Genomic DNA, 19,467 nt, shown 5'->3' with positions numbered 1-19,467 from the left:
TCCCGCCGGGCGGTGCCTAAGGTAAGCTGCTGTCATGCGTCTGCCCCGCGCCATCCGCCTGGACCAGTCCGACCTGCAGATCTTTGCCCGTGCCTGCCAGCCGGGCGAATGGGCAATTCCTGGCACCTTCTCCTTTTCCGAGGTCGACCTGGAGCGCTGCGATCACCGCCAACGGCTGGCCTTCACCTCCGCCTGGCTGGGCACCGAGAGCTTCGGGTTCACCACCCTGGTGGAGGTGGCGGAAATCGAGGAGGCGGCGTTCTATCAGGCGGTCGAGCGCCTGGCCCGGCATTTCGTGTCGGATTTTGGCGCGCCTGGCCTGGCGGAAGCGCTTCCCGCGGCGCGCGCCGAGCTCGACGATGCGCTCAGCCTCTGCGATCACAAGCTGGGCACCCTGCTGGCCATCGAGCGGGAGATGACGCCGGAGGGCATCGCGGAGCGCGTGCGCGTCATCCAGCCGGAACGGGCGACGGACCACGCCCGCATCTGGACCGTCGCAGAGGATTAGGACCTGTCAGGGACGCGGCTGCTGCTGGGTGATGCAGTGAATGCCGCCGCCGCCCACCAGGATGTCGCTGGCCGGAACCTGCACGACCCGGCGCTCCGGAAAGGCCGCGGCGACGATCTCGTAAGCCGCAGCGTCCTGGCTGTCGCCGAAGGACGGCATCACCACTCCGCCGTTGGCGATGTAGAAGTTCACGTAGGAAAGGGCGAGGCGCTGCCCATCGAGATAGCGGGCCTCGCGGGGCAGCGGCAGTTCGATCACCTCCAGCGCCCGGCCCTTGGCGTCTTTCGCCTTGCGCAGACGATCGAGGTTGTCCTGGAGGACCGGATGGTTCGCGTCCTCAGGGTCGTCGCAAACCACGGTCATGACCACACCCGGCCGCACGAAGCAGGCGAGGTTGTCGATGTGGCCGTCGGTGTCGTCGTCCTGCAGGCCCCGGCCCAGCCAGACGAACTGGCTGACCCCGAGATAGCGGCCGAGCAGCGTTTCGATCTCCTCGCGGCTCAGGCTGGGGTTGCGGTTGGCGGCCAGAAGGCACTCCTCGCTGGTCAGCAGGGTCCCTTCCCCGTCCACATGGATCGAGCCCCCCTCCAGCACCAGAGGCGCGGCGAACCGCGGCACGCCGAGCTGGCCCAGCAGCCGCTCGGCCAGGGCCGCGTCCTGATCGAAGGGATGGAAGCGTTCTCCCCAGGCATTGAAGCGCCAGTCGACCGCAGCCAGGGCACCCTTCCCGTCAGCGACGAAGGTGGGACCTATGTCGCGCATCCAGGAGTCGTCCAGCGCCATGGCGCGGCATTCCACCGCTTCGCCGCAAAGCGTCTTGGCCTCGGCCAGTTCATCGGGGTTGGCCAGCATGACGACCGGCTCGAACCCGGCAATCGCCCGGGCCACCGCCGCATAGGCCTGGCGCGCCGGCTCCAGCCCCTCGCCCCAAAGCGCCTTGCGGCAGGGCCAGGCCATCCAGCAGCGGGCATGGGGGCTCCACTCGGCGGGCATGGCGAAGCCCTGATCCACGGGCGTCTGGTCGAGCATGAGGTCCCTCCCGGCGTGCCGGCGGTTATTCGGGCGGCAGGTCCAGCTTGATGCAGAGCTCCGCCAATCGCCGCGGGTCGACGGCGGCCGGGGCCTGCATCATCAGATCCTCGGCCCGCTGGTTCATGGGGAAGGCCACCACCTCCCGGATGTTCGGCTCATCGGCCAGAAGCATCACGATGCGGTCGATGCCCGGCGCCGAGCCGCCATGCGGAGGGGCCCCGAACTTCAGGGCGGAGATCATGCCGGAAAACTCGGCATCGACCTGCTCCTGGCGATAGCCGGCGATGGCAAAGGCCTTGTACATGATCTCCGGCAGGTGGTTCCGGATGGCGCCTGAGGAAAGCTCGACGCCGTTGCAGACGATGTCGTACTGATAGGCCAGGATCTCCAGGGGGTCGCTCGTCTCCAGCGCCTCCAGCCCTCCTTGCGGCATGGAGAAGGGGTTGTGGCTGAACTCGATCTTGCCGCTCTCCTCGTCCAGCTCGAACATCGGGTAGTCGACGATCCAGCAGAAGCGGTAGGCGCCCTTCTCCAGCAGGTCCAACTCGTCACCCAGGCGGTTGCGCACCTGCCCCGCCAGCTTGGCTGCCGCACCGGCCTTGTCGCAGGAGAAGAACACCGCGTCCCCGTCGGCGAGACCCGCCGCCGCCTTGATCGCCGCGGTCCGTTCGCCGTCCAGGTTCTTGGCGATGGGACCCTTGGCCGTCCCGTCGGCGGCGAAGATGATGTAGCCCAGACCGGCGGCACCCTCACTTCGCGCCCAGTCGTTCAGCTTGTCGAAGAAGCTGCGCGGCCTGTCGGCGGCACCCGGCGCGGGAATCGCCCGCACCACCGAACCGCCCTCGACGGCCTTGGCGAAGATCCCGAAACCGGAGCCGCGAAAGGCCTCGGTCACGTCGGCAATCTCAATCGGATTGCGCAGGTCCGGCTTGTCCGATCCGTACTTCAGCATCGCCTCGCGATAGGGGATGCGCGGGAACGGCGCCGCCGTCACCTTGCTGTCGCCGCTGAACTCCTCGAAGACACCGCCGAGCACCGGCTCCAGGGCGCCGAAAACGTCCTCCTGAGTCACGAAGCTCATTTCCAGATCGAGCTGATAGAACTCTCCGGGGGAGCGGTCGGCACGGCTGTCCTCGTCGCGAAAGCAGGGCGCGATCTGGAAGTAGCGGTCGAAGCCGGCAATCATAAGAAGCTGCTTGAACATCTGGGGCGCCTGCGGCAGGGCATAGAACTTGCCCGGATGCAGGCGGCTCGGCACCAGATAGTCGCGCGCGCCCTCGGGGCTGCTCGCGGTCAGGATCGGGGTCTGGAACTCCTGGAAGCCCTGCTCCACCATGCGCCGGCGGATCGAGTTGATCACCGCAGCGCGCAGACGAATACGCGCCTGCATCTTCTCACGGCGCAGATCGAGGTAGCGGTAGCGCAGCCGGGTTTCCTCCCCGGCGTCTTCATCGGAGTTGACCTGCAGCGGCAGAACCTGGGCGCGGGACTGGAGGGCCAGTTCCTCCACCTGGACCTCGACCTCGCCGGTCGGAACCGAGGCGTTAACCGTATCGGGCGTGCGCTTCACCACCGGGCCCGTCACCGTGATGACACTCTCGACCCGGGTTTCCTCAAGCTGTTGGAACAGAGGGCTGCTCACGTCGATCACGCACTGGGTGATCCCGAAGGTATCGCGGAGATCGACGAAAAGGAGCTGGCCGTGGTCGCGCTTTCGGTGAATCCATCCGGAGAGGCGAACCCGTTCGCCGGCATGGACAGGCCGCAGTTCTCCACAGCTATGGGTGCGATAAGGGTGCATAGAAGCAGGTTCCGGGATCAAATCGGCAGGGCTCTGAGCGAGTGCGCAAATGGCCGGGAATCGGGGATTTTGTCAAGTCCGCTGGTCGCTCCGGACTGCTTCCCGCCGCCCTGGACCGGGCCCGCCCGGGGGCCAGCCGGCCATGGATCGGCCATCATGGTTTCGTGACCGTCTGGCGGCGCCTGGGCGCTTTCGCCCCCTGGCAATAGCGTGTATACCGCTGCCATGACATTGATTGCGGAAACCGCGGAGCTCGAGGCCCTCTGCGGACGACTGGCCAAGGCCGATTTCATCACCGTTGATACCGAATTCTTGCGCGATTCGACCTATTGGCCGAGGCTTTGCCTGGTTCAGGTCGCCGGGCCGGATGATGTCGCCGCCGTCGATGCGCTTTCCCCGAATCTCGACCTCGCCCCCCTCCTGGCCCTCTTCGACGATCAGCGCCTTCTGAAGGTGCTGCATTCGGCCCGCCAGGACATGGAGATCTTCTTCCATCTGACCGGCCGGCTGCCGGCACCGATCTTCGATACCCAGGTCGCGGCCATGGTCTGCGGCTTCGGGGAGTCGGTCGGCTATGACACTCTGGTGCGCAAGATGACCGGCGCCCATGTGGACAAGTCGTCGCGCTTCACGGACTGGTCGCGGCGCCCCCTGGCGGACCGGCAGTTGAACTATGCGCTGGCCGACGTCACCCATCTGCGCAAGATCTACAGGAAGCTGGAGGGCCGGCTCTCCAAGTCCGGGCGGGCGGCCTGGCTGGCCGAAGAGATGGCCATCCTCACTTCGCCCGAAACCTACCGTCTGGACCCGGACAAGGCTTGGCGGCGCCTGAAGACCCGGTCCAACGACCGGCGCTATCTGGCGGTCCTGCGGGCCCTGGCGGCCTGGCGGGAGGAGGAGGCCCAGCAGCGCGACGTGCCCCGGGCCCGGGTGCTGCGCGACGAGCAACTCTTCGACATCGCGGCCCATCGTCCGACCAGCGAGGAGGAACTCGCCCGCTCCCGCGGCGTGAACCGCGACATGGCGCGCGGGCGCATCGGCAGGGCCATCCTGGAAACCGTCGGGCAGGCGCTGGCGCTGCCCGACAAGGAGCTGCCGAAGCCGCCACCCAAGCCCGTCGCCCCCAACGGGGCGGGCCCTTTGATCGACCTGCTGAAGGTCTTGTTGAAGCTGCGCTGCGACGAGCACGACGTCGCCCAGAAGCTGATCGCCAGCACCGCCGACCTCGAGCAGATCGCTGCCGACGACGAGGCCGATGTGATGGCGCTCCAGGGCTGGCGTTTTGAGATCTTTGGCCGCGATGCCCTGGCTCTCAAGAAGGGTTCAGTCGCGCTTTCAGCCGCGGGCAACAGCGTCCGCGTGGTCATGGTCGGTGCCACCCAGGACGCCGATTGAAAATGGCGCGAACGCGCCTCGGAGCTCTTCTAGCCTCAGTTCTGCTGGTCCTCGCCCCGAACGCCGGGGCGGAGGAGGCTTCGCCGCCCGGCGGCGGATTCGACCTGCCCGTCGACTGTGCCATGGGCAGCCTTTGCACCATCCAGAACTACGTCGACTACGACCCCGGCAAGGGTTGGAAGGACCATACCTGCGGGTCGCTGAGCTACGACGGCCACCGCGGAATTGACTTCCGGGTTCCCACGGAGATCGAGATGCGCGCCGGTGTCGACGTCGTCGCCGCCGCCGATGGACAGGTGATCTTTGCCTTCGACGGCCAGCCGGATGTCCTGATGCAAGACAGCGGACCCGGCAAGACCCGGGAGGAGCGCAATGGCAACTGGGTCGCCATCGACCACGGGGACGACTGGATCACCACCTACGCCCATATGCTGAAAGGCTCGATCGCGGTCAAGAAAGGAGACAGGGTCAAGCGTGGCGACACGCTCGGGCTGATCGGACTCTCGGGCAACAGCGACTTTCCCCATCTCCACTTTGCGGTGGCCCATGGCACGCGGCTGCTCGACCCCTTCACGGGATTGGAGCCTTCGGCGGACTGCGGTGCCGCGGGCACCAGCCTCTGGTCGGCCGAGGCGGCCGCCCAGCTCGACTACCAGGCCGGCGGCTTGCTCTCGGCCGGTTTCGCCGCAGCACCGCCGAGCAAGCGGCAGATGCTCGCGGGCATTCGGCCCCTCGCCCAGGTCTCCGCAGAGGAGCGGATTCTGGTGTTCTGGGCCGCGAGTTGGGGGCTGTTGGCGGGAGACAGGCAAAGCATGATGATCCTTGCTCCAGACGGCAGCACGTTCTTCAGAAACGAGCGGGAACTGGAAGGGAACAAGGCTATATGGACCACGCATTTCGGAATTCGGCGCAAGGGGGCCGACTTGGTGCCCGGTGAATATGTCGGTCTCTACCGGGTACGCAGACTGAATGGCGATTGGCCGAAGACGGTACTCTCGGTGCGCAAGACCATCGTCGTACGCTAGGGCGTGACATGTTTTGACGGAACCGGCCTGCCCCTTTCCGGGCACCCAGCACCAACCCTCAAACGACGATGCGGGCCTCTTCGAAGCCGCCGACCAGGGCCAGGGTGCGTAGGCGCCGCTGGACGGCCTCGCCGTCGGGAACCGAGCCGTCGTCGGGAAGGATCAGTTCCAAGGCACTGCCGTCCACGTTCAAGTGGCTTCGGTCCAACACACCGCGTGTCGCGCCGGACACCCGAAAGGCCAGTCTCAGCGCCGAGCCTAGTAGCCGGGCGCGCTCACGCCAATCCTCCGTCAGCAGTGCCGTGGCTACCGCCGCTTCCGGCGCGTCGACCACCCCGCCATAGCGCAGGAACGCCGTATAGGCCAGAAAGCTGCGTCCGGGATGGTCGATACCCACAAGCGGAAAATGCAGGATACGCCGCAGCGCCTGAATGGCGCGGAAGTCCGGGTGCTCACGCCAGCCGAGGTCGGAGAGATGCGAGGCCGCCAGGCGAAGGCGAGCCTCTTCCTTGGTTTCCTGGGGAAACAGCGGCGCACACCAAGTCATCAGACTGCTTCCCAGCCCGCCGAAGCGTCCCTCGCGCTTGGCGATCTCTGCCGCCGCCGAGATCAGAGGATCCTCACCCTGAAGGCGCTTGGAAAGCTGGTTGAAGAGATAGCCTTCGCGCAGGCCGTAAGTGGAAAAGGTAATCGCAGCCGAATTTGTGACCTTCAACAAGCGTGAAAGTACAAGCGCGCCGAGCGGGAGCGTCTCGCGCCGCCGCCTGGAGATGAACTCGATCCCGGAAAGCGAACTCTTGCCCTGCCGGCTGACCAGCCGCGTCAGCTTGATGGCTTCGTCGCTGAGAATGGTATGGCCGTGGATGGCGCGCAGTGGGTGGCGCTTCTGTTCGATGTGCAGGCGCGCCAGGTTCCGCCAGGCACCGCCGACCGGATAGAAGGCGCGGCCGGCGCCGGCGGCCAGCCAATCCACCTTCCCCAGCGTCTGGTCGATCAGCGCCCGCGCCGTCTGACGGTCGTCTCCACAGCTTTCCATCAGCCGCAGGGGCCCCAGCGCCAGCGTCGTCGCGTGGCCGATCTGGCCGTTGTTCACCTCGACCAGTTCCAGGCTGCCACCGCCCAGGTCGCCCATGATGCCGTCGGCGTCGGGGTTGCCGGCGATCACACCGAGCGCCGAGAGCTGCGCCTCCTCGGCACCGCTCAAGACGCGAATGGTATGGCCGGTTTCCTGCTGGACCGCCTCGACGAAATCGAGGCCGTCCTCGGCATCGCGGACGGCCGCCGTGGCGATCAGGTCGACCCGTTCGATACCCATGGCCTTTGCCAGCGCGGTGAAGCGCACGAGGTTCGGAATGGCGAGGGCAACACCCTCGGGATTGAGGTGGCCACTGCGCTCCAGCCCCCGTCCCAGGCCGCAGAGGACCTTCTCATTGAACACGGTGGCTGGCGCACGCTTCAAACCGTCGAAGACGACGAGGCGAATCGAATTCGACCCGATGTCGATGACCGCCAGGCGGCCATCCTTCCTGGCTGATCTTGGAAGCGTCGAGACCCCCGCCCGCGATGCTGCGTCCATTAGGTCGTCATGTTTTCCTGAGCACCAGCCGCGGCGCCTTCTTCGACTTCTTCAAGGCGGAGCCGCGCCCGGAGAGGCTGGGATTGGTCATGAAATAGGTATGCGCGCTGAACGACTTGGCGGTGGAGCGGATCCGCCGATAGGTGCCCTCCGGTTCCAGGATCCAGGAGTGCGCCTCGTCGTTCAGGTTCGCGATCATGATCTGGTCGAGCATCTGTTGGTGGACCGTCGCGTTCTCGATGGGGACCAGGGTCTCGATACGCCGGTCCAGGTTGCGCGGCATCCAATCGGCCGAAGAGATGAAGACCTTGGCCTGCGGCGACGGCAGCGGCCGGCCGGCGCCAAAGCAGACGATCCGGCTGTGCTCCAGGAACCGCCCGACGATGGACTTGACCCGGATGTTCTCCGACAGACCCGGCACACCCGGCCGCAGGCAACAGATGCCGCGCAGGATCAGGTCGATGGAGACACCCGCCTGGGAGGCCTTGTAGAGCGCATCGATGATCTCGGCATCGACCAGGGAGTTCAGCTTGACCCAGATCGCCGCCGGCCGCCCCGCCTTTGCATGGGCGATCTCCGCTTCGATGTGCTTCAGCAGGGTCGAGCGCAGGGTCAGCGGCGCGAAGGCGATCTTGTCCATGGCCTTGGGCTTGGCGTAGCCCGTCATGTAGTTGAACAGGCGGGTGGCATCGCGCGCCAGCAGGGGATCACAGGAAAAGAATGAGATGTCGGTGTAGATCCGCGCGGTGATCGGGTGATAGTTGCCGGTCCCGTAATGCACATAGGTCCGCAGCGACTCGCCCTCCCGGCGCGCCACCAGGGAGATCTTGGCGTGGGTCTTCAATTCGATGAAGCCGTAGATGACCTGCACGCCGGCGCGCTCGAGATTGCGGGCCCAGCGAATGTTGCGTTCTTCGTCGAAGCGTGCTTTCAGCTCCACCAGCGCGGTCACCGACTTGCCGGCCTCCGCCGCCTCGGTCAGCGCCTTGACGATGGGCGAATCTTCCGAGGTGCGGTAGAGCGTCTGCTTGATCGCCACGACGGCCGGATCGTTGGCCGCCTGGCGTACGAACTGCACGACGACGTCGAAGCTCTCGTAGGGGTGATGAACGACGAAGTCCTTTGCGCGGATGGCCGCGAAGCAGTCGCCGCCGAAGTCGCGGATGCGCTCCGGGAACCGCGGATTGTAGGCGGGAAAGAGAAGGTCCTGGCGCTCGTCGTTGATGATCTCCTTGGTGTCCGCCAGTCCCAGCATGCCGTCCAGCGGGAAGACGTTTTCGTTGTCCACCTGCAGTTCGCGGATGACAAAGTCGAGCAGAGCCGTCGGCATGTCGGCATCTACGGTCAGACGAATCACCGAGCCGCGGCGCCGGCGCTTCAGGGCGCTTTCGAAAACCCGCACCAGGTCTTCGGCCTCTTCCTCGACTTCCAGGTCACTGTCCCGCAGCACGCGAAAGCACCCTGCGGAGTTGACCTTGAACCCCGGGAAGAGTTCGTCGAAGTAGAGCTTTAGAAGTTCCTCCAGACGAATGAAGCGCGCCGCGTCGCCGGGAAGCTTGATGAAGCGATCGATCTTCGCCGGCAGCGGTATCAGGCCGTTGATCTGGTTGTTGTCCTCATCGCCCTGCAGTTCCACCACCAGGCAGAGACCGTAGTTCGGGATGAAGGGAAAGGGATGCGCCGGGTCGATGGCGATTGGCGTCAGCACCGGATAGAGCTGTTCGGTGAAATAGTCGTCCAGCCAGCGGCGCTCGGACTGCTTCAGTTCGCGGGCGCCGACGACGGCTACCCCTTCCGCCTTAAGCTCGCCGATCAGGTCGTGCCACTTTTCCTGCTGCCAGCGCAACAGCTTGGCAACCCGCTCGTTGATTGCCGTGAGCTGTTGGCCCGGGGTCAGGCCTTCGGGCGTGCGCGCCTTGACGCCGGCACGAATCTGCCCGAGCAGCCCGGCGACGCGCACCATGAAGAACTCGTCCAGATTGCTGGCGGAGATCGAGAGAAACCGCAGCCGTTCGAAAAGCGGATGATTGGCGTTGTAGGCTTCTTCGAGGACGCGCTCGTTGAACGCAAGCCAGGAGATCTCGCGGTTGATCAGACGCTCCGGCGAGGCAAGGTCGATGGCCGCCAGCTTCGAGCCTTCCGGCAGGTCCGACTCGTGCTCCAGCGGCTCGACGTCCAAGGTTACAGCGTTGCCGTCTTCCACGCGCTACTCCAGATCCTCAGGGCATGATACGCCATTTCCGGCCGCTATAGCACGCCGGATGTCGCCAATTGATGACAGATCGGCGACGCCCACCGCAAGGGCAAGGGCCGGCAGCCTGGAATATCGCAGGCTATTAGGCCTCCATGCCTAAGGTATTGACAGAGATCAATGTTACCGTGCCGGAATTTGGATATTCGGTCCTCGGCGAATGGGTGATCCCTACCCAGCCCCATGAGCCAGGGGACCTTCCCGCATGGGTCTTCGGACCGCGGGAAGGTCCCCATTAGGGCTCAGCGCCAGGGGCCTCGCAGAGGTGCTAGGAAACGATCTCCCAGGCACCGTCCGGCTGGCGGCACGCAATCCCATAGCCCGCCTGGCGCTGGTTGCCGATCACCACCTCCTGTTGGAACTCCCGGCAATAGCGTCCGCCGCTGTCCTGCCCGTCACGGACGGCGATCACCTGGCCGCGGGCCGAGCCGTCGTTCCAGCGGATCGACTCGCCCAGCGGGGCGACCGTCGCCCGCCGCTGGGCGAGCGCATAACTGTGCCGCTGGCTCTCGTTCAGGACATCGACGATCTGCAGGGCCAGGATCGCAAAGATGGCCCAGTCCCTGTCGTCATGGCGGCGCCCATGGGCGTGCTTGCCGTGGTGGCCGTGGTGGCCATACCCAGCGTGGCCGTGCCGCTTCGGGTAGTGGTGATAGACGTGCTTTTCGACGTAGACCTTCTTTTTCGCTTTCCTGTGCTTCTTGTGGCCGTGGTGCCCATGACCGTGGTGCTCGTGGCCATGATGGTAGACGTGCTTCACCACCTTCTTCTTGTGTTTGCGATGCTTGTGCTTGCGATGTTCGTAGTGGGAGTGCGGCCGGGCCCTCCTGTGGTGCCGTCTCTCCTCATACCAGCCGTGGCTGTGATGCCAGCCATGATCGTGGTGCGCATGGCGATGCCAGCGGTCACCCCGGCGGTCGTCATCATCGTCATCCGCCAGGGCGGGACTTGCGGTGAATACCAGGGCCGCACATGCGGCCAGAACAATCTGCTTGAACATATCCGATCCTTCCAGAGCTGCCTCCAAGCCATGGTGTGATCGGTGCTACGGGCGCCGAGGCCGAGCTATCCCTCCCCTTTCCACAAATGTCACAGAAACTTGATCAACCGCCGCGACGGTTGGCGCCTTTGGCATCTTCGACTTACGTCGAATCGGTGCCGGCCCGCACCCCCACCCGGCCACCCAATGTGATTATCCTAGTGGGTGGCCGGGTGGAGGAGCGGGCCGGTTCCGCCAAAATAGGAAAGCGCCTAGAGAGTCCCAGGGAAGGCGCCGCCGTCCAGCAGGATGTTCTGGCCGGTGATAAAGCCGGCATGGACCCCGCAAAGGAACGCACAGGCTTCTCCGAACTCCTCCGGCCTGCCGAAACGTCCCGCCGGGTTGCCCTCGGCGCGTTCGCGGGCGACTTCTTCCGCAGGCTGCCCGGCCTTGTCCGCCACCGCCTTCAGGGTAGCGTGCAGGCGATCGGTGTCGAAGGGGCCCGGCAACAGCCCGTTGATAGTCACATTGTGCCGCACCGTTTTGCGCGCCAGGCCGGCGACAAAGCCGGTCAGGCCGGCGCGGGCACCATTGGAGAGCCCGAGGATGTCGATGGGGGCCTTGACCGCGGCGGAGGTGATGTTGACGATCCGCCCGAAGCCCCGCTCCATCATCGGGTCGACCGTCGCCTTGATCAGCTCGATGGGGGTCAGCATGTTGGCATCCAGCGCACGCACCCAGTCGTCCCGATCCCAGTCGCGGAAGTCTCCCGGCGGCGGCCCGCCGGCGTTGTTCACCAGGATGTCCGGCGAGGGACAGGCTTCCAGGGCGAGAGCCCGTCCTTCCGGTGTCGTAATGTCGGTCGCGACCGCGGTCACGGTGACACCGCTTGCTTTGCGGATTTCTTCGGCGGTCGCCTCCAGCGGTCCGGCGGTCCTTGCGATGATGGTGATATCGACGCCCTCACGCGCCAAGGACATGGCACAGGCCCGTCCAAGGCCCTTGCTGGCAGCACAAACCAGGGCCTTCCGCCCCCTGATCCCCAGATCCATCAGACTTCCCCTCTAATCGTTGACCGTTTCTTCGGCGCCCTGATCCGACAGCACCAGCCGAACCAGAGGCACCGTGATTTCCCGCTTCGCCTCCAGGGCGCGCGCATCGATGGCCGCCACGATCTGCCGCACCGTATCGAAGGAGCGCTCGATCCTGGGCATCAGAAAGCGGACCACCTCCGGCGTGAGCGAGAGCTGGCGGTCGGCGAACAGCTTCACCAGGACCGCCTGCACCAACAGTTCGTCAGGTTCGCTCAAGGCAACAGCCTGCATGCCAGAGAGCCGGGAGCGCAGGTCGGCCAGCGGACAGGCCCAGCGTGCCGGAGGTTTGCGGTCGGAAAGCAGCAGAAAGCCCCCGCGTTCGTGAATCATATTGTAGAGATGCAGCAGCCGCTCCGCCACCTGCGGCTCATGCTCCAGCGCATCAGCCACGTCCTCAACGACGCAGACCTGCCGCTCGCCGAGCAGAGCCGGTGGCTCGCTCTGTCGCAGGCCCGCAGCGTCGATCTCGACAGCCTCGGAGGCACGCCGCCAGACCTGACAGAGATGCGTCTTCCCGCAGCCCGCGGGCCCGAAGATGGCCAGGGCCTGCGACGGCCAATCGGGCCAGCGGTCGATCCAGGCCACGGCCACCTCGTTGCTTGGCGCAACCAGGAAGTCCTCGCGCTCCAGGGCCGGCCGATGGCCCAGATCAAGGGTCAACTGCTGGGAGGCTGTCACGCCGTGTCGTCCGTGCCCGCCCCTCTTGGATCGGACGGACTGTCGGGAAGGCCAGTGTAGTAGGAACTGACGCGGTACTGGGCGATGGCAAAGCGCACGCCCACACCCACGATCGCCGCCACCGGGACTGCCAGAAGGACGCCGACAAAACCGAACAGCGCGCCGCCGGCCAACAGAGCGAACATGACCCAGACGGGGTGCAGGCCGACCTTCTCGCCGACCAGCTTGGGGGTCAGGAAGTTCCCTTCGACGGCCTGTCCGACGAAGAACACCGCGGCGACAATGGCGACGTCGACAAAGCTGTCGAACTGGGCCAATGCCAGGCCCACGGAGAGGAACAGCCCGACCAGCGATCCGACATAGGGAATGAAGGACAGGAAGCCGGCAATCAGCCCGACGATCAATCCGAAATCGAGCCCCGCGACAGTGAGCCCGATGGCATAGAAACCCGCAAGGATGAAGCAGACCATGCCCTGTCCCCGCAGGAAACCGGCCAGGGTGTCATCCACTTCCCGGCCCAGGACCCGGATGGTCTGCAGGTGCTTGCGCGGCAGGGCATCGTCGACCTGGTGGACGATGCGGTCCCAGTCCCTCAGCAGGTAGAACGCCACGACAGGCGTGATCACCAAGAGAGCCAGGAAGTTGAAGAAGGCCACGCCGCCGGAGATGACACCGGCCAAGAGACTGGTGGCCCAGGCAATCATCTTGTCGGCCGAACCCCGCAGCGCCTCCTGCAGGCGCTTGAGGGTCTCGGGTTCCAGGCGGTCCTGCAGCATCGCAATCGCCTCGCCGATCTCGCGCTGGATCGCGCCCAGATAGGCCGGTGCCCGCTCGATCAGCGCGGTGATCTGGCCGACCACCGCCGGCACCAGGATCACCAGGATCATCACGCAGATCAGGACGAAGAGCACCGTGACGATGGTGGTCGCCCAGGTGCGCGACAGCTTCCACCGCTCGAGGCGGTCGCAGACTGGGTCCAGCAAATAGGCCACTGCCATGCCGGCGACGAAGGGCAGCAGAACGCTGCGCAGCAGATAGGTCAGCAGCAGGACGACCACCAGCAGGATCAGCCAGAAGCGAAAACTGCGCGCGATCGGCCCGCTGTTTGCCGGCAGCGGCTCCGTTCGGTCTGCCGCCACGGCGGGCGATTCGCCCTGGCCGGTCTCGTCGCGGGCTTCGCTCATTGCAGCGGCGGTGCCGGCCGGTCCGTGGGAACGGCAGGCCCCCTGCCGGCAAGCGTCAGCTCCCAATTGCTGTCCTCGCGCAGGGACAGAAAGAGATCCCGCTGCGCCAGAGCCCGCGTCAGCCGTTGCTCATCGCCCACGAAGGTGATCTCCATCTCCGCCACCCGGCGCGACAGGCTGGTGACGCCGATGGCCTGGATCGAGGCAACCCCGTCGATGCGCCGGCGCACCTCGATCCAGTCCGATAGCCCGCCGAGGGGAACGAAGACGGCGATGGAGCGCTGGTTGCTGAACTGCAGCAAGTTCTGCTGCTTCCAGGCTTCCTGGATCGACGAGTCGACCGACTGGGCGGCGCGGGCGAAGAAATCGGCTTCAGCCTCCTCAACCGCCTGCACCACTTCGTCGCGCTGCGTCGTGCGAAGCTGCCCCATCTCGTAGCGGTTGCTGACGATGGCCAGACGGGCGCTGCCGGCAAGCGTATCGCCGCTGAGGCTCGCCTCGCTGACCAGGACTTCCCCTGCGCCATAGGCCTCGCCGATTGCCGAGAGGCCTGCGAAGTCGCCGGCCTGAGCGCGGGAGGCATCGATCGAGGCCACATCGCGCAGATCGCCAAGCGGGACCTGCAGTGGCACCAGCCCGTCGTCCGCGAGACGCTGCGACCAGGCAACTCGCCAGGGATTGGGGTCCAGCCAAAGCCGCGGCACATCCCCCTCCCCGGTGAAGACAGGGAGCACCAGGAGCGGCTTGCTACGGGTTTCAGCAAACCCCACGCCGCTGTTGCGCAGCAGGGTGCGCACCTCCCCCGCGTTGAAGCGGAAGGTCATATCCGCGAGGTAGCGCACCGGCGATGTCCGCTCGTTCGCCACTGAGAAGTCGAGCACATAGAACTCCAGGAGCCCCGGCCCCAGCACAGGCACCTGGGCAATCTGGTCGAGGGGGACGAGCCGGGCCAGCAGGCGGTCGAACGCCAGTTGTTGGCCGGCGGAGATGGCCGCCTGACGGGCCGCCGCCGCGGTCTCCGCGGTTTCGTCGACCGGCACCGCCCGAACCGTAAAGATGTCGCTCTGCGCGTGGGCCGGTGCGTTGCCGGCCAGCAACCAAACGCCGCCCAGCAAGCCCAGCATCCCAGCCGTGAAAACGGCGCCGAATCCCCGGCGAAACCGCATTGCAAACCGTCCCGGATTCTCTATCTTCGCCCCACAAAGCGGGCCTTCTTTGCTCTCCACCTAAATACTCCAAGTGCTGGGAGGAAGCCATAACAAGCCGGGACCCCCACCACAACACGCTGAGCTACAAGGACGCCGGCGTCGATATCGATGCCGGCAACGCGCTGGTGGAGGCGATCAAGCCCCTGGCCCGCTCCACGGCCCGGCGGGGGGCCGATGCCGGCCTGGGCGGCTTCGGCGGCCTTTTCGATCTCAAGGCCGCCGGCTTCGAGGACCCCCTGCTGGTGGCCGCCAACGACGGCGTGGGCACCAAGCTCAAGGTCGCCATCGCCGCCGGCCGGCACGACACCGTGGGAATCGACCTGGTGGCCATGTGCGTGAACGATCTGGTGGTCCAGGGCGCCGAGCCCCTGTTCTTCCTCGACTACTACGCGACGGGCCGCCTGGAGGTCGAGGCCGGCCGGGCCATCGTGGCCGGGATCGCCGAGGGCTGCCGTCAGGCCGGCTGCGCCCTGATCGGGGGCGAAACCGCGGAGATGCCGGGCCTCTATGCCGAAGGCGACTACGATCTGGCCGGCTTCGCCGTCGGGGCCGTCGAGCGGGACGCCGTGCTCACCGGCGCCGAGGTGGCGGCCGGCGATCTTGTCCTGGGGCTGGCCTCTTCAGGGCTGCATTCCAACGGCTTCTCGCTGGTGCGGCGGGTGGTCGAATCCCTGGGCCTCGCCTATGGGCAGCCTGCGCCCTTCGCCCCGGACCAGAGCCTGGGGGAGGCCCTGCTGGTTCCGACCCGGATCTACGTTGCACCCTGCCTGCGGGCCCTGGCCTCGGGCGGCGTCAAGGCCCTCGCCCACATCACCGGCGGCGGGTTCACGGAGAACCTGCCCCGCGTTATCCCCCCGGGCCTCGGCGTCCGGCTGTCCGGGGGCAGTTGGCCGGTCCCGCCGGTGTTCCGCTGGCTCTCCCATGCCGCGGGGATCGCCCCCGAGGAAATGGCCAGGACCTTCAACTGCGGCATCGGCATGGTCCTCGTGGTCGACCCCGGGCGCCACGATCCCGTCATCCAGGCGCTGCGGGACACCGGCGAGGCGGTCTTCGAGATCGGCCGGATCGAGCCGGTGCAGGGGGCGCAGGCGCCTGTCAGCGTCGAGGGCCTGGATCTGTCATGGCCGTCGTGAGGTCCCGGAACTGAACGATGCGGGTCGCGGTGCTGATCTCGGGGCGTGGCAGCAACCTGCGGTCCCTGCTGGAAGCGGCGGCCGAGCCGGCCTTTCCCGCTGAGATCGTCACGGTCATTGCCAACCGACCCGGCGCCGGCGGCCTCGACCACGCCGCCACCTTTAGCGTCCCGCACCAGACGATTGATCACAAGGCCTACGCCGATCGCGCCGCCTTCGAAGCGGCGCTGACGGCGGCCCTGGAGGCGGCAGCCGTCGAGCTGATCTGCCTGGCCGGCTTCATGCGCGTGCTCTCCGCGGGCTTCGTGCGCCGTTGGCAGGGCCGGATCGTCAACATCCATCCCTCGCTCCTGCCGCTCTTCCCCGGCCTGGACACCCACGCCCGCGCCCTGGCGGCAGGGGTCAAGCTGCATGGCTGCAGCGTCCACTTTGTCAGCGAAGGCGTGGACGAGGGTGCGATCATCGGCCAGGCGGCCGTCCCGGTGTTCGCCGACGACGATCCGGACCGGCTTGCGGCCCGGGTGCTGCAGGCCGAACACCGCCTCTATCCCCACTGCCTGCGCCTGCTGGCCGAAAGCCGCGTCCGGCTGGCCGGGGGTCGCGCCGTTGTCGAGGCAGGCGGGGCTGACGGTCCGGCGCTGTTCAACCCCGACCCCGGGGCCTGAGCCCCCCGGTCCGCAAGACTTGCCCCCACAATAGGTCTCGGGCTAGAACCATAGCGGCAAACAAGCCGAGGATTCCCGGGCCACTCGGCACCGCAAAACAGACCCGGAACCGAACAACCGAGAACAGGGTTATTCCATGTCCGACGACCAAATGCTCCGCGAGCACCAATCGAACTGGAAGGGCTTCGTGCGCCTCGTCACCTGGTCCACGGCCTTCGTGGTCCTGGTGCTTCTCGGCATGGCGATCTTTCTGCTCTAGGCATCGCAGCTTTCGCCTGGCTCACGCCAGCGCCCATGCGAAAGGGGCCGGTCCTCAAGGACCGGCCCCTTTTTTTTGCTGTCTGCTGCCTTCCGGCGGTCCAGACAGTGGTCAGCCCACCAGTTCCTGATCGGTGAAGAAGAACTTGATCTCCTGAACCGCCGTGTCCGGCCCGTCGGAGCCGTGTACCGAGTTGGCCTCGATGGACTCGGCAAAATCGGCGCGGATGGTCCCGGGGGCCGCATCGGCGGGATTGGTGGCACCCATCACCTCGCGGTTCTTGGCGATGGCATCTTCGCCCTCCAGGACCTGGACCACCACCGGCCCGGAGGTCATGAAGCTGCAGAGATCGTTGAAGAAGGGGCGCTCGCGGTGAACGGCATAGAAGCCCTCGGCCTGCTCGCGGGTCATATGGATGCGCTTGCTGGCGATGACGCGCAGGCCGGCTTCTTCCAGGCGGTCGACAATCTTGCCGGTGATGTTGCGCTTGGTCGCGTCCGGCTTGATGATCGAAAAGGTTCGTTCTTTGGCCATGGACCCCGGCCCTCCTTCCATTGAAACTGTCGTCTTGAAACACCCGGATCGCCGCCGCGGCCCGGGTCTCTTCCTCTCCGCGCCGGGCTTATAGACGCTTTGCCACCCAGGGGCAACGGCTCTGACCGGGCGCTCCCGGCATGGTGAATCCACGAGGGGCCGGGCCTTTCGGCAGGCCCGATCCCGTGCTATCACCCGGCCCCGGCGTGGCCGAGCCGCCCGCCGGACCAGCCGCAAAGGTCACCGGGCACCGCAGCGATGTTGCACATCAACGATTTGGCCTACCGGGTCCAGGGCGACCCGCTGTTCGAGGGGGCCACGGTCGCCGTCAACAAGGGCGAACGGGTGGGTCTCGTCGGCCGCAACGGCTCCGGCAAGACCACGCTGCTGAAGCTCATTTCCGGCGAGTTGCATCCCGACCAGGGCGGCATCTCGATCCCGCGCAACCTGCGCGTCGGCAAGGTTGCGCAGGACGCGCCCTCCGGCCCCACCAGCCTGATCGATACCGTCCTGGCCGCCGACCGCGAGCGCACTGCCCTGCTGGCCGAGGCCGAGGTCGCCAGCGATGCGGCCCGGATCGCCGAGCTGCACGAGCGCCTGGCCACCATCGGCGCCGACAGCGCCCCCGCCCGGGCCGCCCGCATCCTCGCCGGCCTGGGCTTCGACGAGGCCGCCCAGCAGCGGCCCTGCGGCGAATTCTCCGGTGGCTGGCGCATGCGGGTCGCCCTGGCCGCCCTGCTGTTTTCGGCGCCGGACCTGCTGCTGCTGGACGAGCCGACCAATCACCTCGACCTGGAAGCCTCGCTTTGGCTGGAGGGCTTCCTGAAGGGCTATCCCGGCACGCTGCTGCTGGTCTCCCACGACCGCGACCTGCTGAACCGGGCCGTTAACCGGATCATCCACCTGGAGCAGCGCCGCCTGACCGCCTACAGCGGGAACTACGACCGCTTCGAGCGACTGCGCCGCGAGCACCTGGAACACCAGACCGCTCTCCAGGCCAAGCAGCAGGCGCAGCGCCGCCACATCCAGGCCTTCGTCGACCGCTTCCGCTACAAGGCCAGCAAGGCGCGGCAGGCGCAGTCGCGCCTCAAGGCCCTGGCGCGGATGGAGCCGATCGCCTCGGTCATGGAAGAGCGCACCGTCACCTTCGGCTTTCCCGAGCCGGGTCGGCTGTCACCGCCGATCCTGACCCTGGAAGGGGCGGCGGTGGGCTACGAGGCGGAGAAGCCGGTGCTCTCGCGCCTCGACCTGCGCCTGGACATGGACGACCGGATCGCCCTGCTGGGCGCCAACGGCAACGGCAAGTCGACCCTCTCCCGGCTCCTCGCCGGCCGGCTGAAGCCCATGCAAGGCCGCATGACCCGCTCCAGCAAGCTGAAGATCGGCTATTTCGCCCAGGATCAGGCCGAAGAACTGGACCTTGAGGCAACGCCGCTGCAGCACATGGCGCGCCTATCGCCGCTGGAGACAGAAACCAAGCTGCGCGCCCAGCTCGGCCGCTTCGGCTTCGGCGTCGACAGGGCGGAGGTGGCGGTCGGCAAGCTCTCCGGCGGCGAGAAGGCGCGCCTGCTGTTCGCCCTGATGAGCCGCGACGCCCCCCATGTGCTGATCCTCGACGAGCCGACCAACCACCTGGACGTGGATTCCCGCCAGGCGCTGATCCAGGCACTCGGCGCCTTCGAGGGCGCGGTCATCCTGGTGAGCCACGACCCGCACCTCATCGAGCTGACGGCGGACCGCCTGTGGCTGGTCGCCGATGGTACGGTGACCAGCTACGACGGCGACATGGACGACTACCGCAAGCTGCTGATGGAACAGCGTCGGCAGGAACGCGCGCGCCAGCGGGGCGAAAAGCCAAAACGCGACCAGGCGGTCTCCAAAAAAGACCGCCGCCGCGCTGCCGCCGAAGCCAGGGCCGCCGTCGCCGACCTGCGCAAGGCCTGCAAAGGGGCCGAAGCGGAGATTGCGCGCCTGGAAAACGAAAAGACCAGGCTGGAAGCCAAGCTGGCCGACCCGGAGGCCTACGACGGGCCGACCGCCGCTCTGCAGGAACTGCAAGTCGCCTTCGGCCAGGTCAAGCAGCGCCTCGCCGCGGCGGAAGAGCGCTGGCTGGAACTCCAGTCAGCCCTCGAGGAAGCTTAGATC

17 protein-coding genes are annotated in these 19,467 nt (G+C 66.6%); 7 read left to right on the top strand and 10 right to left on the bottom strand.

The window, feature by feature from the left end; genetic code table 11:
* Positions 1-34 precede the first annotated feature (34 nt).
* Positions 35-508, top strand: a complete 474-nt coding sequence (locus tag Q0996_RS24925) for a DUF6505 family protein (RefSeq protein ID WP_299626742.1) — start codon at positions 35-37, stop codon at positions 506-508.
* Positions 509-514: 6 nt separating this feature from the next.
* On the opposite strand, the gene aguA is transcribed toward Q0996_RS24925, so the two are convergent.
* Both aguA and aspS read right to left on the bottom strand, forming a co-directional pair.
* Positions 515-1,537: an agmatine deiminase gene (gene aguA, locus Q0996_RS24920; protein ID WP_299626739.1), complete on the bottom strand. Its 1,023-nt coding sequence runs from the start codon at positions 1,535-1,537 to the stop codon at positions 515-517.
* 25 nt (positions 1,538-1,562) lie between these two features.
* The gene (gene aspS, locus Q0996_RS24915) at positions 1,563-3,341 is read right to left on the bottom strand and encodes an aspartate--tRNA ligase (RefSeq protein ID WP_299626736.1); all 1,779 of its coding nucleotides are present in this window, start codon (positions 3,339-3,341) and stop codon (positions 1,563-1,565) included.
* A 225-nt stretch (positions 3,342-3,566) separates the two neighbouring features.
* On the opposite strand from aspS, the gene rnd reads away from it, so the two are divergent.
* Together rnd and Q0996_RS24905 are read left to right on the top strand one after the other, a co-directional pair.
* Complete coding sequence (rnd, locus tag Q0996_RS24910) at positions 3,567-4,736, top strand: ribonuclease D (protein ID WP_299626734.1); 1,170 nt, start codon at positions 3,567-3,569, stop codon at positions 4,734-4,736.
* Positions 4,737-4,738: 2 nt separating this feature from the next.
* Positions 4,739-5,761 carry a M23 family metallopeptidase gene (locus Q0996_RS24905; protein ID WP_299626731.1) on the top strand — a complete coding sequence of 341 codons (1,023 nt, stop codon included), beginning with the start codon at positions 4,739-4,741 and terminating at the stop codon, positions 5,759-5,761.
* A 58-nt stretch (positions 5,762-5,819) separates the two neighbouring features.
* On the opposite strand, the gene Q0996_RS24900 is transcribed toward Q0996_RS24905, so the two are convergent.
* The 7 genes from Q0996_RS24900 to Q0996_RS24870 all read right to left on the bottom strand — a co-directional run bounded on the left by Q0996_RS24900 (position 5,820) and on the right by Q0996_RS24870 (position 14,638).
* A complete protein-coding gene (locus Q0996_RS24900) occupies positions 5,820-7,337 on the bottom strand; it encodes a Ppx/GppA family phosphatase (RefSeq protein ID WP_299626728.1) in 1,518 nt (505 codons plus the stop codon).
* Between the two features lie 7 nt (positions 7,338-7,344).
* Positions 7,345-9,483, bottom strand: coding sequence for an RNA degradosome polyphosphate kinase (locus Q0996_RS24895; RefSeq protein ID WP_299626853.1), 2,139 nt, complete (start codon positions 9,481-9,483; stop codon positions 7,345-7,347).
* A 373-nt stretch (positions 9,484-9,856) separates the two neighbouring features.
* Entirely contained in the window at positions 9,857-10,588 is a 732-nt protein-coding gene (locus Q0996_RS24890) for a hypothetical protein (protein ID WP_299626725.1), read from the bottom strand.
* A 251-nt stretch (positions 10,589-10,839) separates the two neighbouring features.
* Entirely contained in the window at positions 10,840-11,619 is a 780-nt protein-coding gene (locus Q0996_RS24885) for an SDR family oxidoreductase (protein WP_299626722.1), read from the bottom strand.
* A gap of 12 nt (positions 11,620-11,631) precedes the next feature.
* On the bottom strand, positions 11,632-12,339 hold the full coding sequence (locus tag Q0996_RS24880) for a DnaA/Hda family protein (RefSeq protein ID WP_299626719.1): 708 nt from the start codon (positions 12,337-12,339) through the stop codon (positions 11,632-11,634).
* Positions 12,336-13,523: an AI-2E family transporter gene (locus tag Q0996_RS24875; protein WP_299626716.1), complete on the bottom strand. Its 1,188-nt coding sequence runs from the start codon at positions 13,521-13,523 to the stop codon at positions 12,336-12,338. The genes Q0996_RS24880 and Q0996_RS24875 overlap by 4 nt, the downstream gene beginning before the upstream one ends.
* Positions 13,520-14,638, bottom strand: coding sequence for a DUF2066 domain-containing protein (locus Q0996_RS24870; RefSeq protein ID WP_299626713.1), 1,119 nt, complete (start codon positions 14,636-14,638; stop codon positions 13,520-13,522). The genes Q0996_RS24875 and Q0996_RS24870 overlap by 4 nt, the downstream gene beginning before the upstream one ends.
* A 170-nt stretch (positions 14,639-14,808) precedes the next feature.
* On the opposite strand from Q0996_RS24870, the gene purM reads away from it, so the two are divergent.
* The 3 genes from purM to Q0996_RS24855 all read left to right on the top strand — a co-directional run bounded on the left by purM (position 14,809) and on the right by Q0996_RS24855 (position 16,788).
* Complete coding sequence (gene purM, locus Q0996_RS24865) at positions 14,809-15,864, top strand: phosphoribosylformylglycinamidine cyclo-ligase (RefSeq protein WP_322096804.1); 1,056 nt, start codon at positions 14,809-14,811, stop codon at positions 15,862-15,864.
* Positions 15,865-15,881: 17 nt separating this feature from the next.
* A complete protein-coding gene (gene purN / locus Q0996_RS24860; RefSeq protein ID WP_299626710.1) occupies positions 15,882-16,529 on the top strand; it encodes a phosphoribosylglycinamide formyltransferase in 648 nt (215 codons plus the stop codon).
* Positions 16,530-16,665: 136 nt separating this feature from the next.
* Positions 16,666-16,788 carry an aa3-type cytochrome c oxidase subunit IV gene (locus Q0996_RS24855; protein ID WP_299626707.1) on the top strand — a complete coding sequence of 41 codons (123 nt, stop codon included), beginning with the start codon at positions 16,666-16,668 and terminating at the stop codon, positions 16,786-16,788.
* Between the two features lie 111 nt (positions 16,789-16,899).
* On the opposite strand, the gene ndk is transcribed toward Q0996_RS24855, so the two are convergent.
* Positions 16,900-17,322, bottom strand: coding sequence for a nucleoside-diphosphate kinase (gene ndk / locus Q0996_RS24850; RefSeq protein WP_299626705.1), 423 nt, complete (start codon positions 17,320-17,322; stop codon positions 16,900-16,902).
* Positions 17,323-17,580: 258 nt separating this feature from the next.
* Between ndk and Q0996_RS24845 the strand changes: the two genes are divergently transcribed.
* Positions 17,581-19,464 (top strand): ABC-F family ATP-binding cassette domain-containing protein, encoded by a 1,884-nt coding sequence (locus Q0996_RS24845; RefSeq protein ID WP_299626702.1) that lies wholly within the window; start codon positions 17,581-17,583, stop codon positions 19,462-19,464.
* Positions 19,465-19,467 lie beyond the last annotated feature (3 nt).

It is taken from the genome of Pelagibius sp. (genome assembly GCF_028289705.1).
Classification (GTDB): Bacteria; Pseudomonadota; Alphaproteobacteria; order Kiloniellales; family Kiloniellaceae; genus Pelagibius.
This window is presented reverse-complemented; position numbering and strand designations above follow the sequence as displayed.

What these genes read in the sequence shown, in the direction of transcription:
- rnd (WP_299626734.1), top strand. Translation starts at nt 3,567, where the DNA reads ATGACATTGATTGCGGAAACCGCGGAGCTCGAGGCCCTCTGCGGACGA.
- Q0996_RS24875 (WP_299626716.1), bottom strand. Translation starts at nt 13,523, where the DNA reads ATGAGCGAAGCCCGCGACGAGACCGGCCAGGGCGAATCGCCCGCCGTG.
- Q0996_RS24925 (WP_299626742.1), top strand. Translation starts at nt 35, where the DNA reads ATGCGTCTGCCCCGCGCCATCCGCCTGGACCAGTCCGACCTGCAGATC.
- Q0996_RS24890 (WP_299626725.1), bottom strand. Translation starts at nt 10,588, where the DNA reads ATGTTCAAGCAGATTGTTCTGGCCGCATGTGCGGCCCTGGTATTCACC.
- Q0996_RS24855 (WP_299626707.1), top strand. Translation starts at nt 16,666, where the DNA reads ATGTCCGACGACCAAATGCTCCGCGAGCACCAATCGAACTGGAAGGGC.
- Q0996_RS24885 (WP_299626722.1), bottom strand. Translation starts at nt 11,619, where the DNA reads ATGGATCTGGGGATCAGGGGGCGGAAGGCCCTGGTTTGTGCTGCCAGC.
- Q0996_RS24900 (WP_299626728.1), bottom strand. Translation starts at nt 7,337, where the DNA reads ATGGACGCAGCATCGCGGGCGGGGGTCTCGACGCTTCCAAGATCAGCC.
- Q0996_RS24905 (WP_299626731.1), top strand. Translation starts at nt 4,739, where the DNA reads ATGGCGCGAACGCGCCTCGGAGCTCTTCTAGCCTCAGTTCTGCTGGTC.
- Q0996_RS24845 (WP_299626702.1), top strand. Translation starts at nt 17,581, where the DNA reads ATGTTGCACATCAACGATTTGGCCTACCGGGTCCAGGGCGACCCGCTG.
- aguA (WP_299626739.1), bottom strand. Translation starts at nt 1,537, where the DNA reads ATGCTCGACCAGACGCCCGTGGATCAGGGCTTCGCCATGCCCGCCGAG.
- ndk (WP_299626705.1), bottom strand. Translation starts at nt 17,322, where the DNA reads ATGGCCAAAGAACGAACCTTTTCGATCATCAAGCCGGACGCGACCAAG.
- purN (WP_299626710.1), top strand. Translation starts at nt 15,882, where the DNA reads ATGCGGGTCGCGGTGCTGATCTCGGGGCGTGGCAGCAACCTGCGGTCC.
- aspS (WP_299626736.1), bottom strand. Translation starts at nt 3,341, where the DNA reads ATGCACCCTTATCGCACCCATAGCTGTGGAGAACTGCGGCCTGTCCAT.